Origin of the sequence: Pseudoalteromonas sp. K222D (assembly GCF_017653575.1) — a bacterium.
Taxonomy (GTDB): domain Bacteria; phylum Pseudomonadota; class Gammaproteobacteria; order Enterobacterales; family Alteromonadaceae; genus Pseudoalteromonas; species Pseudoalteromonas nigrifaciens.
In genome coordinates this window covers 22,155-36,354 of the sequence record NZ_JAGGDL010000034.1, presented here as the reverse complement: position 1 = coordinate 36,354, position 14,200 = coordinate 22,155, and the positions used below count along the sequence as shown (strand labels likewise).

Sequence of the window (14,200 nt, the reverse complement as noted above, 5' to 3'; positions counted from 1 at the left end):
TGCAAGCCTAGCCCTTGAGTTATTATTCAAAAATCAGCTGCCTGATATATTCATTTCAGATGAGGCTGAATAGTTACACATTATTTAACTTAACTCAATACTAGGATCGAACAAAGTTTCAACTCTTTTTGTGTTAATTCTTAACTGTTTGTAACTGGTTGTTACTATTTGTTATATAGAACAAATAGTAACAGTTATAAGTGTTACTTAGTGCCTAGAGTGACTTCTGCGAAGTGCTTTTTTAAAATATCGAGTAAGGCATAAGTCTTTGCAGCAATAAAATCTCGTTTTGGCGTTACTGCATACACAGTGTAGTTTGAACGTTGCCAATCTTTATGAAGTTGCTTTAACTCTTTGTTTTTAATGCGTTCGCGCACTTCTGGCTCTGGTAGCATTGCATAACCTAATCCATCGCATACTAATTGAATAACTGATTGCATATTATTTACTTTTATACGCGGAGCATTAAGTGTGTATGGTGCGCTGTTTGGCTTAAATAATTGATAGTTTAAATGGCTGTGAGCTATATGAGCGTGCTGGTTTAATTGTTCAATACATTGATCATTTTTTGCTAAAGGGTGCGTCGCATTAACACAAAGAGCATAAGGCCATTGGGCTAATTTTCGGGCTATTAAGTTTGAGTCGTTAAGTGGGCCAATACACAATGCTAAGTCGGCTCCTTCTTTAAGCATATCAATAGGTTCATCTGTTAAAATTAGTTCTATGTTTAATTTTGGGTGTAGCTCTATTAAGCGCTTTAATGGTTCAGAAAGTAACCCAGCGCCAAAGCCAACAGGGGCAACTAATTTAAGTTTGCCACTTGGTATACCGGTTAAATACTGTAGTTTTTGTTTAGTCTGCTCTGCTGTTTGCAGCAGCTTTTTACAGCTTTGATAATAAATATCACCCGCTTCAGTTAAGCTTAATGCTCGTGGACTGCGATTGAATAAGTTTAATCCAACCTCTTGTTCTAGTGTTTTAATTTGCTGACTTACAGCAGAAGTTGTCATGCCTAATTGTTTAGCAGCTAAGCTCATACTGTTTGTTTCTACTATGCGCACAAACATAGTTAAAGAGCGTGTTAACTTGATATTCATAGTGATTAAGTTTTCCTTAATTTAATTATTAGCATACTTATATTGATCGGCAATGCACTTATCCTTAACATTGTAAACGCTAATCATTATCAATTAGCTATTCTAACATGGGAAACAAATATGAACACCGCAAGTCGACAATTATTGCCTTTAAGTGCCGCAATTTTATTTACCTTTACAAATTATGCGCAAGCAAATAAAACAAACGATGATATGGAAGTGATGGTGGTCACTGCATCAGGGTATGAGCAGCTAATTAAAAATGCTCCTGCATCTATTAGTGTGATTGATAGAGAAGAGTTAGCGAGTCGTTTTTACCGTGATTTAACCGACGCTATGACAGACGTGCCCGGCGTTATAGTCACTGGCGGTGGCGACAGAAAAGATATTAGCTTACGTGGCATGGCTAATGGCTATACATTAATATTAATAGATGGCCAACGACAAACATCGCGCGAAACACGGCCAAACAGCGACGGCCCAGGCGTTGAGGGGGCATGGACACCGCCTATTGGGGCCATTGAACGTATAGAAGTTATTCGCGGTCCAATGTCATCTTTATATGGCTCTGATGCGATAGGCGGGGTAATCAATATCATTACTCGTAAAACACCTGAGCAGTGGTACGGCGAGGTGCGTTTAGATAGTACTATTCAACAAAGTAATGAGTCTGGGAACATTAACCAAGCTAACTTTTTTACAGCGGGCTCATTAGTTGATGAACTACTTGGAGTGCAGCTATACGGGCAATTTACAAAACGCGATGAAGATGACCTAGTAGCTGGTTTTAGAGGCAAAGAACAAAATAATCTTAAAGCTAAGTTTATAGTAACACCTAATAAAAATCACGAGGTTACATTAGAGCTTGGTCGTGCTGAACAAACGTTAGATGCGACTGTGGGTAAAACAATTGCGCCACTTGCTCCAGGGGAAAAGTGTGGCCGCCGTGGTTGCCCGGAATCAACAACTACACAATACGAGCAAAAAACCATCTCGGTAAGCCATAATGGTTATTATGACTTTGGTAGTTCTAATAGCTATATAAAGTACGATGAATACAATAATAAATCACGCGAAATGCTTATTAAAAATACTGATGCACAAACGATGTGGAGTATTCCGCTTGCGAGTGAGCATAATGCGACATTGGGCGCTTCCTATAAAAAAGAAGATTTAACCGATCATACCAGCAACAAATTAAGTGATGTATCGCAAATAGATAACGAGCAATGGTCTATATTTAGCGAAGATGAATGGCGAACTAGCGAGTTATTTGCATTAACCGGCGGTATTCGATACGACCATGATAGTAACTTTGGCGGCCATATTAGCCCACGTTTATATGGTGTGCTTAATGTGAGCGATAATTTAACCGTTAAAGGAGGTGTATCTACCGGTTTTAAAGCACCTAGTTTACGAGCAACTACGCCAGAATGGGGGCAGGTTAGTCGTGGCGGTAATATATATGGTAATGCGAATTTAGCGCCTGAAAAATCAATAAATTATGAAGTAGGTGTTTATTACGATAAAGGTGAAAAGTTCAGTACCTCGGCCACTGTTTTCTATAATCAGTTTGACGATAAAATATCACGTATAGCTTGCCCATTAACTCAATGCACCGACGGTCCAAATGAATTTGGTTCAGACCCAACAACCTACGTAAATGTAGATGAAGCAGTAACACAAGGGTTTGAGCTATCAGCATCGCTTAAACTAAGCAGTAAAGTAAGTGCAAGCGCTAATTATACTTACACCGAATCGGAGCAAAAAACGGGCACTTATGCAGGAAGCCCATTAAATCAATTACCAACACACTTACTGCAAACCTCTGTTAATTGGGTTTTAAGCGATGCATTTAGTGCATGGGCACGTATGCACTATCGCGGGGAAGAAAGCCAACCTACAACTGGGCCATCGCAAAGTAGCTTAATTGCTCCAAGCTATACCACAGCAGATTTAGGTGCAAACTATCAATTAAGTAACAACATTAAATTAGGCGTGGGAGTTTATAACTTATTTGATAAAGAAATTAGCGAAGTAGAATATGGTTATGTAGAAGACGGACGTCGTTATTGGGCTTCTTTAGCATGGCAGTTTTAAGTGCTTTAATTAGCTATTAAATTACTTCTTTTTAAAAAATAAATAATGGCTATATACTAAATAGCCATTATTTATTGTAGTTAGGCATCAATTTTATTGCAGTAAATGCAGCCAGTATTAAAGTTTGTTTAAAAAAAGCTGATAAATTATAAAATGCGGTTGGCTTTTACGCTTGAGTCGCTTATTCTAGGCACATATATGTAGCTGTTTAGTTGACACTTAAATGTTATTACTGCTTGCTACTACTCTATAACCGCACTTAATCCGCAAAGGTAACACCTCGTTTGAACCACCTAGACAACCATAACCAAGTTAATAAAATAAATGTTATTAGCGCCTTTTATTTAGCAGAAAACCTGTGAAAATACCTAAACGCCTACAACCGCTAGTTGATGATGGTTTAATTGATGACGTACTCAGCAGGCTTATGAGCGGTAAAGAAGCCGATGTTTTTGTAGTGCAGTGTGGCGATCATATTCGCTGCGCTAAAGTTTATAAAGAAGCCAGTAAACGTAGTTTTAAAAAAGCCGCACAATATCAAGAAGGCCGTAAAGTTCGTGGTGGGCGCCAAGCGCGTGCTATGGGTAAACGCTCAAGTTATGGTCGCCAATTAGAAGAAGAAATTTGGCAAAATGCCGAAGTTGATGCGCTATCACGTTTAGCGAGTGCCGGTGTACGTGTACCCGACACCTACGGTTGTATTGATGGTGTGTTGCTAATGGAGCTAGTGTGCGATGACAGCGGCGACGTTGCCCCGCAATTAGGTAATGTAGCTCTTAGTGAAGAAGAGGCGATTAGGCAGCATAGCTTAATGATGCATTACATTAAATTAATGTTGTGTGCAGGTATCATCCACGGCGACTTATCAGAATTTAATGTATTGGTTGACAGCAAAGGCCCTGTAATTATCGACTTACCGCAAGCCGTTAATGCCGCAGCGAATAATAGCGCCGAAGCAATGTTTGCTCGCGATGTTAATAATATGCGCCGCTATTACGGCGAATATGCACCGGCTTTATTGCAAACTCAATACGCCAAAGAAATGTGGGCATTATTTTCTGAGGCTAACTTAACGGCTAACTCCACTTTAACAGGCGAATTTGAAGATAACAGTGAAGCCGCTGATGTTGATGCAATACTTGAAGAAATTGAAGCTGCTCGTGAAGAAGAGCTGGAGCGCTTAGACCGTATTCGAGACGTTGACGAAGATGCTTAAACTTAATAAAATTAAGCTGATGTCTAGCGTGTAGTAGCTAGACATCAAGCCGTTGCAGTTAAATTCAATAAAACAAAGGTTAACTTAATCGCGGCCTGAGCCCGTATAAAGCAAATGTTTTTTGTTTTAACGCTTTCTCTTTCACCTTGAGTAATTTAGCTGTTATTTCACTCCTATTCCCTGCGCTTTAAAGTACTGCTGTATTTCATTTGTATGTGGTTTAAATGCACGCCAGCGGCCAATGGCTTTGTTGTTGAGTGGTTGGCGAACCTGCACTTTACTGGCGGTAGAAACCGGCGCTGTATTTAAATGAAAATCAATACACTGCGGTTGCCACGCTAAATCACAAAACTTAACTAAATCTTTAATTTGCGCTTCGGGCTGCGCTACTAATTCCTCGTACTGAACTAATTTTATTGTATTTTTATGCAAACTTTGAAAATGCTGCATTAGTTTATAAAAACGGCTATAAAATTTAGCGGTATCAAGTAAGTCTAACGAATAAGCGTAATAAGGGTTATTAATACTAAATAGTTGGCGATAGTTACCAATACAGGTGTCCATTGGATCGCGTAGCAGGCAAATTATTTTTGCATTAGGTAATGCTTTAGTTATTAAATCAATATAAAAAAAGTTAAAAGGGAGTTTATCAATAAAGTGTTTACTATTGCCTGTAACTACGCGGGTAGCATTTAAGTAATGAGTACCAAGTTGCTCAAAGTTCATTTGATAAGCGCTACTCAGGGTTTGGTTATCCAGCACGTGCTGCGAGGTAGTTTGGCTTATTTTTTTAACACACAGGCCAAAGTCTTGCAGTTCGCCTGCAGATTGCACGTCGCTGTGGCTTGATAAAATACGCTCTACTAAGGTAGTGCCAGAGCGCGGCATACCTAAAACAAAAATAGGCTCCTTGCTTGGGTTACCTGAGGCGTTTAGCTTATTATGCTCAAGGCTTAACTTTTTAATATGTACAAATAAAGCCGCTGATCCCTCGTTATCAAATGGGCTGTTTTTAAGTTTATCGGCTTTACCTTGTTGCAGTGCTATAAAAGCATCCGAAAATGCGCCAATATCTTGATATTCTTTTGCTAATGCATGGCCAATATGTAGTTTTGCATCGGGGTGAGTAACCTGTTCAGCAACTGCTTTTAAGCGCTTAATATGGTTAGTTTGCGTGCTTGCTTTAGTTAAATCGCTCAATGCAAAGTGGCTTTGGTGATGTAATGGTTTTAGAGTAATAGCATTTTCAAACGCATCTTGAGCTTGCTCAAAAAGGCCTAAAAACTTAGCGCAAACACCAAAATTATAAAAAAACTGTGCTTGCGGAGTTTGTTTGTTATTTGAAAGCGTTAACGCGCATTCAAAGTAATTTATTGCTTGTTCGTGTAAACCCGCTTGTGTAAGTGCAACGCCTAAAGTGTCTGCATCCAGCGCTTTAGTTATTTTGCTAAGTGCAACACTTAATGCGGTTGCTTTGGCTTTTTGTAGTTGCCCTGTTAGCGCGTAACATTTTGCCAGTTGCGCTGTGTATTCAACACTTTCTTTGAAACCTTGCGCTTTTTCAATCAGCTGAATGGCTTTGTAAATTTGCCCCACTTGCAGGTTTACCATAGCTAATAAAAAATAGCCGTCTGCAAAGTCTGGTTTTTGGGTAACAAGTTCAACTAAAGCTTTATGCGCTTGTTGCACATCACCTTGGTTTAAGTAATTTATGGCACTTTGATGTAACTGTTTTAGGCTAGGGGGCATAGTTATAGTTAGCTCGTATAAATAAAAAGGCTCAAATAAATTTGAGCCTTTATGACATAGATTAAGTACAGTTTAAATGTAATTTAAATTATATTTCAAACTTGTAGTTAAATTTAATGCCTACCGTAAGAGGGCGGTTAATGTAATGGCCATAGTTACGTTGTATTTCTGCGCCATTAGCACTTGTAATATCGGCATCTGAGCGACGTACCGATGTAACAGCATATTTATTAAACATATTATCAACATATAATGTAGTTGACCACGCATCTGCTGTTAACTTAGCTGAAATATTACTTAAGCTGTAACCTGGTAGTACTTCACCGTTATCACGTAAACCAACTTTGGAAATAACGTCACTTTGCGCAGTTAAGCCGTAGTTTATATCTAATGTTTTGTCGTTAAACACGTCAGTTTGGTAATTAATACCTAATGAAAACTGATGCTCTGGCGAACCAGGTAGGCGATCGCCATCTGCAGCGCCATCACTCCCGTCGGCGTTAAACAAAAATGGTGCATCTGATGTTAGCTCAGCTTTAGTGTAAGCGTATGTTGCGTAGGCGCTAAACGAGTCAGATAAAATAGCACGAGTAGCAATTTCAATGCCTTTTGCGTTAGCGCTGCCAGCGTTTGAAAGGTAAGGTAGTTGGCCTACTGCGGTTGCTCCAGTAATTTGTGCATTGTCCCAATCTACGTTAAAGAGTGCAGCGTTAAAGTGTAACTGACTTCTAAACCATGTACTTTTAAAGCCAAGCTCGTAATTGGTCGTTATATCGGCATCAAATAGCATTTCATCTGGTTTACCACAGCCTGTTTGTTGATCCTCAGGAAGTGGATCAGGGCACGGAACCAAGCCATTTGAACCACCGATTCTAAAGCCCTCACTTACCGTTACATAGCCCATTACGGTGTCATTAAATTGATACTTAGCGTTAAATTTTAATAGATTACCGTTATCACTTGCTGAATTTTCCTCAAAGTTAATAGCGATATCGTTAGGGCCGGCACCATCATATAATGTATTGGCTAACGGAAAGTCAAAAGCGGCTTTAGACTTTACATCGTATTCGTAAAATCGTACACCAAGCGTTATATCTAGTTTGTCGGTTACTTGGTAACCAACTTCACCAAAAAGAGCGGACTCTGTTACTTTGCTGCTCGTTATTTCTAGGTACTCAAGTGAGTCAGGTCTAAGTTGAGTTGCGCCAAAGTTATCAACCGCAAACTGATCAAAGCCTGGTGTAAATTCTCTGCTTGATGCATCTGTGTCTTTTTTATTATAAAAACCACCTACTATCCAACTCAAATCGCTATCACCTTGTGATACTAAACGCAGCTCTTGGGTAAAGGTGTCTACTTCATCAGTTTCGCGGGTAAATGTTGAAAATGCTGGAAACTCTTCGTAGCCATAATCAAGACGGATCAGTAAATCGGTTTGGTCGCGTTGGCCTTCAGCTTCAAAGCTTGATATACCGGTAGCCGATACTAACTCTGCAAAGCCTAAGTCAGCTTTGAGTTCTAGGCTAAGTAATTGATCTTCTTTTTCACGTGGCTCTTCGTAACGATACGCTGACTCGTACTTACCAATTATATCGCTTAAGCCATTGTTTGCATTTAAGCTGTTGCTATGAACAATTGAACGACCTTCGCTGTCTTGTTTTTGATAAAAATAGTTAAGCGTACCTTCAAAAGACTCACTCGCTTTATAACGAACTGATATACGCCCTGTAGTGGTGGTTTCGCCGTTGGCATCTTTTACTTGTTTAAGGTTGTTGTTAACGGCATCAGTATTGCTCCAATCAGGATCGCTAAGCGATACTCCCGGCTCACGAACAACATAATTGTAATCTACAAAACCCGGATCTTTATATAGGTTTAAGCTAGTACGTATAGCAAGTTTATCTTCAATAATTGGTAAGTTGAAAATAAAGCCGCCTTCACCACCTACTGAGTCACTTTCTTGGGTTTGGAAAACATCACCGTAAATTTCGCCTGAGGTAAAATCAAGCTCTGGCGCTTTTAGCATGTAACGAATGGCGCCGCCTAATGTACCTGCGCCATATAATGTACCTTGTGGCCCAATAAGTACTTCTACGCGCTCAATATCAACGAGGCGCATATCAACACTTACCGGAATTTCGTTGATATAAGTTGCTACAGTGCCGCCATCTGACGCTGGACCCGATGAGTTAGTATTTAAACCACGTACAATAATAGGTGAACCTTCGCGGCCACCTTGATCAGTAATTGTTAAACCAGGAACCCAGCGTGCTACATCGGCAAGTTCACTAATGTTTTGATCTTTCATTACATCAGCGTCAAGCGCGGTTATATTAAGTGGTGCTGCTTGCACAGAGCCGCTGCGTCGTGTTGCCGTAACCTCTATAACTTCAAGTGATTTGTTTTTTGTAACCACTTGTTCTTGAGCTGAAGCGGTATTAGAGAATAAAACCACACTCGAAAGTGTGCTTGAAATAGCCAAGGTTAACAGGCTTGGTTTAAACATAAAAAGTGATCCTAATGCAATTAGTTATAATGAGTAAGTAAGGATTTTAGTTTATCAGGGTGGAATACATCTGGGAATAAAAATATGAATTATAATTCACTTTTATAGAATAAATATCAAGGCTGAGTTTGTTTAGATTAATAAATAACCATTGGTAACAGTTGCTTGCTCAAAAAGCATTCAGCGTGCTCTTACAGCTTAGTTGTTAAAAGCTAAACAGTAGTAAAATTTATAGCAAGATGCTGAGTAGCAAGTGGCATTACATTGATGAGCAAAACTGTTATGCATTTAAATGCAGGTAAAGGGTTAAAGTAACAAGTATAAGTGATACAAAAACATGGCCGTTTTCATTAGAAAATTAAAGCCACTAGAGGTTAGGGCATATTTATCTTTTGAAGTTGTAGCAGTGCGTTTGGTTTTTAGGTTAGGCAGAGCCTATGTAATGTGGGTATTCATCATAAGTAGGCGATAACGACGCATAAATGCCAAACACGCGCTGCCCGAAGGGTTATATCTAGGGGAGTAACTTTTCCTGCATGGATGTAAGCTAGTAAACTAAAGCAGGAGCAGTTATCGAGCCCATTAGGTTACAAATTTCGCGCCGGGATTAAATTGCCCCTAAATTGAACAAATATTAATCCCTAAGGTTAATACGGCCTACTGACTTAATGAGGATAGATTAACTGCTGCTTTGTGGTTTTGAGGTTGAACTGCCAACAGAAGCAATAATTACCAGTAATATTGCCAGCCACTGCCAAATAGACAATAGTTCGCCTAATATGAGTAATCCGGCTAATGCTGCAATTGCGGGCTCTAAGCTCATCATAATACTAAAGCCTTGCGACGACATATTACGCAAAGTGATCATTTCTAGGGTATACGGCAGGGCGCTTGAGAGTATTGCAATAGCAATACCTAACGGAATAATATCCCAACTGAATGAAGAGGCTTGCAAAATTCCGCCATAGGGCACAAGTACAATGGCCGAAATAGTCATACCCATAGCCACAGTTGCACCACCAGAGCCTTGATTACCGGTTTTTTTACCAAAAAGAATATAACCCGCCCAACATGCACCAGCGGCAAGCGCCAATATAACGCCAACCGGATCTAGGCTTTCTTGGCCTTTCATATCAGGCAGTAGTAATAAAATACCCGCAATAGCACAGCCTACCCAAAATAGATCACGCTTACGACGCGATGAAAATAATGCAACTGCTAATGGGCCGGTGAATTCAAGTGCAACGCCAATACCCAGTGGAATACGCTCTATGGCGTAATAAAACAAAATGTTCATACCACCGAGGCTCAGGCCGTAAATTAAAATAGGAAATCGTTGGCCTGCGGCAGGCAAGTGTTTCCATGGTTTAAAAATCAGACATAAAATAGTGGCAGAAAAGCCTAAACGTAGTGCAGTAGTCCCTTCAGGGCCTACAATAGGGAAGAGTTGCTTGGCAAGCGACGCACCAGATTGAATAGTTACCATAGCGAGCAATATACAAAAAACAGCGAGTAAGAGTTCTTTCGTAGATGAATGCATTGTTTTCCTTGTATATCACTATTAAATTTGGCGCATTCTACCTGTTTTTGATACTCGAGGTAAACTTATTCGATAAACAACAGATTTAGCAACTTACGCTTTGTTATTGTTAAAGAAAACATATGTTGCTGCGCTTGTTGCTTCACAAGCTCAAAAGTAGTTAAAAACGTATGAGCGTTAGCTATTAAACTAACACTCATATTATAAAGCGGCTAATAGGCACTATAGCAAAGGTTTAATTTGTCTCAAAAGCTTTATCGTTTGGGTATACAACACCTAATTGCGCGCGAGCGGTATCAAGTACATGCATTACATCAAGACTCAGCTGGTGTGTATTAATATCCGATTGCAGCGCTTTTTGTGTAATCATTTGCATAAAATGATCAACTTCATGTTTCATAAAATGCTCATCAAAAGGCTGCGACAGTAGTTCGCGTTCACCGTTATTAGCAATAAACTCTACTTTTTTGAGTTGCGATACAGCTTCTATTCGAATACGGCCAAGCTCGCCTTGTATTTCGGTAATATTATCGCCTTGCGATATTTTAGAGTAGCTGATCACCGCCTGTTTATCGTGATAATTTAAAAGTACATCGCCTGCGCCGTCTACACCGGTATCAAGGAGTACACCACTTGCGTGTACACTGTTTGGTGCGCCCCAAAGGGCTATTAATAAATACAGCGGATAAATGCCTAAATCAACCAAAGCACCATTAGCAAATTGAGGTAAAAAGGTATTTGGGCGCTCGCCATTTTTATATTTATCGTAGCGCGACGAATACTGACTGTATTGGCCAATAAACTTACGCGGCGTACCAATTTTTAGCATGGCTTGTTGCAACAATGCAAAGTTGGGTAAATGCGTGGTCATCATGGCTTCCATGTATAACCGTTGATGTTTTTTAGCAGTTGCTATAATAGTGGCTAATTCGGCACTATTAGCCGCCGCTGGTTTTTCTCCCAGTACATGTTTACCTGCTGCTAAACATTGCACTGCATATAGCTGATGTAAGCTATTAGGTGCGGCAATATAAACGGCATCTACGTGCTCGTCTTGGCAAACTTCTTCAATAGAAGTAAATATTTTTGCTTGAGTATTTTTTGGATGTTTAGCTAAAAAGGCTTCGCCGCTCGTTGTTGCACGCGAGCACACACCATATAAATTAAAATCGATTAAGGTGTTGGCTGCTTTTAATAAGGTATCGCTAATAAAGTTAGTACCGACAATAACAAAGTTCATGCTCAACTCTATAAATTCATAAAAAGTGAGACGCAGTTTAACAATTATTTGTTCTAAATGCGCGAGGAGAACAGCCAAACCAGCGTTTAACACTGGCGCTTAATGTGGCTTGCTCTTGATAACCCAATAATTCAGATATAGTTGATATAGTAAGTTGCCCTTGCGTTAAATAGTGCTGTGCAAGTGCACGGCGCGTGGTATCTTTGAGTTTTACAAAGCTGGTATTATGCTTAGCTAGTTTGCGATGCAAAGTACGTGGATGCATATTAAGCGCCGCAGCAATCGTGTGATTAGAGCACTGATAAATAGGCAGCATGGGGCGCATTAACGCGCTTACTTGAATGGGTAATGGGCTGTTGTATTGACTATTTTTAGCTAAAAAGTTTCGTGCAGCCTCTACGTTTGTCAGCTCCCCTTGTTCAAGTGCTATGCTTAAGTCTTGTTTCGCAATCACAATACCCGCGCTGTTACGGTGCTCTATTACTTTACAGTCAAAATAGCTGTTATAAGCATACTTACTAGTGGTGAGCTTTTGTGGTAAAAAAACCGTGATAGGTTTGCATTGGTTATTGCTAAGCTTTTTAATCGCTCCCATTGCTAAGCCAATCGTTAGTTCGGTAACTTGGTTAATGTTAGGTAGCGGGTTGAGGTTAATTTCGAACGATAAAAATAAGCTTTTATCGTCCTCTAATGGATGAGCCGTAAGCCGAAGAGCAGGGCTGTGCAAATGTAAGTATTTAACCACCCAATCGAGTGCATCACTTAAATAGGTACCGCTTTTAGCGGCAATAGAAATATAACCCAAAATATCAAAACTTTGTCGGCTGGCGAGCTTTAAGCCAAAGCTGGGGCAATTAAATTGTTGTGCGCAGTATTCTAATAATGCTGCATAGCAACGATAGCTTACATATTGGTTTTCGAGCTGAGTAAAATCAACGTTAATATTACACGCTTGCATAATGGCAGCTACATTTGCGCCAAATTCTAAAATTAGCGTATCGATACCTTGTAAAGACGTGGCTCTTATTAAGCTGCTCATAGTTAACCTTTGCTGTTGAGTGTCTAAAAATATCAAGTTTTTATGTTTTTATCTATGCAATATTGTGGTTATGGGCAATTTGTGAAAATTATAAAAGGCATGCTATGAATACAACATTTGACTACATTGTAGTAGGCGCGGGCAGTGCAGGGTGTGTTATTGCCTCGCGGCTATCAGAAAATGCTAATGTAAGTGTGTGCTTAATTGAAGCAGGCTCTAGCGATAATACTGCTTTTGTACAAATGCCTGCAGGGGTTGCTGCAAGTGTGCCTTATGGTATTAATAGCTGGCATTACAATACAGTAGCGCAAAAAGAGCTGAATAATCGCTGTGGTTTTATGCCACGAGGTAAGGTATTGGGTGGCTCAAGCTCTATTAATGCCATGGTGTATATTAGAGGCAATAAATACGATTACGATCAGTGGGCGGCCAATGGCAATAGTGGCTGGGATTATGACAGTTTATTACCCTACTTTATAAAAGCCGAAAACAATAAAACATTTACCAATAGTGAGTTACATGGCACACAAGGGCCACTTCACGTACAAGAATTGAATGAGCCAAGCCCAGTAAATCAATGTTTTTTAAATGCCTGCGTTGAGCAAGGGGTGAGTTTAAATAACGATATAAATGCAACCGAGCAGCAAGGTGCTAGGCTTTCACAGGTTACGCAACATAATGGAGAGCGTTGCAGCGCAGCTAAAGCGTACTTAACTCCTCATTTAAAACGTGCAAACTTAACCGTATTAACCAATAGCCATGTAAATAAAGTAATAATAAACAATAATATGGCGCAAGGTGTACAAATTGAACGTAATAAACAGGTGGTTAATTTATACGCCAATAACGAAGTGATCCTCAGTGCCGGGGCAATTAATTCGCCGCAACTATTAATGCTTTCAGGAGTTGGCCCCAGCAACCATTTACACGCACATAATATTAAGGTGATAGTACCATTAGAAGGGGTGGGGGCTAACTTACACGACCACCTTACAGTGGTGCCTTTGTATAGAGCAAAAACCAGTAAAGGCACGTTTGGTTTGAGTATCCCAGGGGCTGCTAGGGTGTTAAAAGGCTGTATAGATTGGTTTAGTAAGCGCCAAGGGTGCTTAACTACTAACTTTGCAGAGTCGCATGCATTTATTAAGTTATTTGATGACTCCCCTGCGCCAGACGTACAGCTAGAGTTTGTGCTGGGTTTAGTGGATGATCACAGCCGAAAATTACACACCGGCCATGGTTACAGTATTCATAGTAGTATTATGCGCCCTAAAAGCCGCGGTGCTGTTAAGTTAGCCGATAGTGATCCGCGCAGCGCGCCGCTAATCGATCCTAATTATTTAAGCCATCCCGACGATATAAAAGTGATGTTACAGGGCCTTAAAAAAACACTACAAATAATGCAAAGCAGTGCATTTGATGCCATTCGTGGTGACATGGTTTACCCGCTTGATATAAATAACGATGAGCAATTGATTGAATTTATTCGTCAAACGGCCGATACCGAATACCATCCGGTAGGCACCTGTAAAATGGGTAATGATCCACTTGCAGTGGTTGACAATGAGCTGCGAGTTTACGCTATACAAGGGCTACGTGTAGTAGACGCCTCAATTATGCCCAGCATAATAACCGGTAACACCAATGCTGCGGTTATTGCTATTGCTGAAAAAGCGGCCGATTTAATTAAGCAGGCTAATCCTTAAATTAAGC

The 14,200-nt window shown here is 40.0% G+C and carries 9 protein-coding genes; 3 read left to right on the top strand and 6 right to left on the bottom strand.

Annotated features, from left to right (window positions below):
• Positions 1-203: 203 nt before the first annotated feature.
• Entirely contained in the window at positions 204-1,097 is an 894-nt protein-coding gene (locus J5X91_RS14490; RefSeq protein WP_208835098.1) for a LysR family transcriptional regulator, read from the bottom strand.
• Positions 1,098-1,217: 120 nt separating this feature from the next.
• Here J5X91_RS14490 and J5X91_RS14485 point away from each other — a divergent pair, with 120 nt between their 5' ends.
• Both J5X91_RS14485 and J5X91_RS14480 read left to right on the top strand, forming a co-directional pair.
• On the top strand, positions 1,218-3,197 hold the full coding sequence (locus J5X91_RS14485) for a ligand-gated channel protein (protein ID WP_208835097.1): 1,980 nt from the start codon (positions 1,218-1,220) through the stop codon (positions 3,195-3,197).
• A 358-nt stretch (positions 3,198-3,555) separates the two neighbouring features.
• Positions 3,556-4,413 (top strand): PA4780 family RIO1-like protein kinase, encoded by an 858-nt coding sequence (locus tag J5X91_RS14480; RefSeq protein WP_041454909.1) that lies wholly within the window; start codon positions 3,556-3,558, stop codon positions 4,411-4,413.
• 162 nt (positions 4,414-4,575) lie between these two features.
• On the opposite strand, the gene J5X91_RS14475 is transcribed toward J5X91_RS14480, so the two are convergent.
• The 5 genes from J5X91_RS14475 to J5X91_RS14455 form a co-directional block, all read right to left on the bottom strand.
• Positions 4,576-6,162 (bottom strand): sulfotransferase family protein, encoded by a 1,587-nt coding sequence (locus tag J5X91_RS14475; protein ID WP_208835096.1) that lies wholly within the window; start codon positions 6,160-6,162, stop codon positions 4,576-4,578.
• An 88-nt stretch (positions 6,163-6,250) separates the two neighbouring features.
• Positions 6,251-8,668: a TonB-dependent receptor gene (locus J5X91_RS14470; protein ID WP_208835095.1), complete on the bottom strand. Its 2,418-nt coding sequence runs from the start codon at positions 8,666-8,668 to the stop codon at positions 6,251-6,253.
• Between the two features lie 679 nt (positions 8,669-9,347).
• Positions 9,348-10,208, bottom strand: coding sequence for a DMT family transporter (locus tag J5X91_RS14465; RefSeq protein ID WP_208835094.1), 861 nt, complete (start codon positions 10,206-10,208; stop codon positions 9,348-9,350).
• Between the two features lie 235 nt (positions 10,209-10,443).
• A complete protein-coding gene (locus J5X91_RS14460) occupies positions 10,444-11,448 on the bottom strand; it encodes a Gfo/Idh/MocA family oxidoreductase (protein ID WP_208835093.1) in 1,005 nt (334 codons plus the stop codon).
• Positions 11,449-11,485: 37 nt separating this feature from the next.
• On the bottom strand, positions 11,486-12,487 hold the full coding sequence (locus J5X91_RS14455) for an AraC family transcriptional regulator (RefSeq protein ID WP_208835092.1): 1,002 nt from the start codon (positions 12,485-12,487) through the stop codon (positions 11,486-11,488).
• Positions 12,488-12,591: 104 nt separating this feature from the next.
• On the opposite strand from J5X91_RS14455, the gene J5X91_RS14450 reads away from it, so the two are divergent.
• A complete protein-coding gene (locus J5X91_RS14450; protein ID WP_208835091.1) occupies positions 12,592-14,193 on the top strand; it encodes a GMC family oxidoreductase N-terminal domain-containing protein in 1,602 nt (533 codons plus the stop codon).
• The last annotated feature ends 7 nt before the right edge of the window (positions 14,194-14,200 follow it).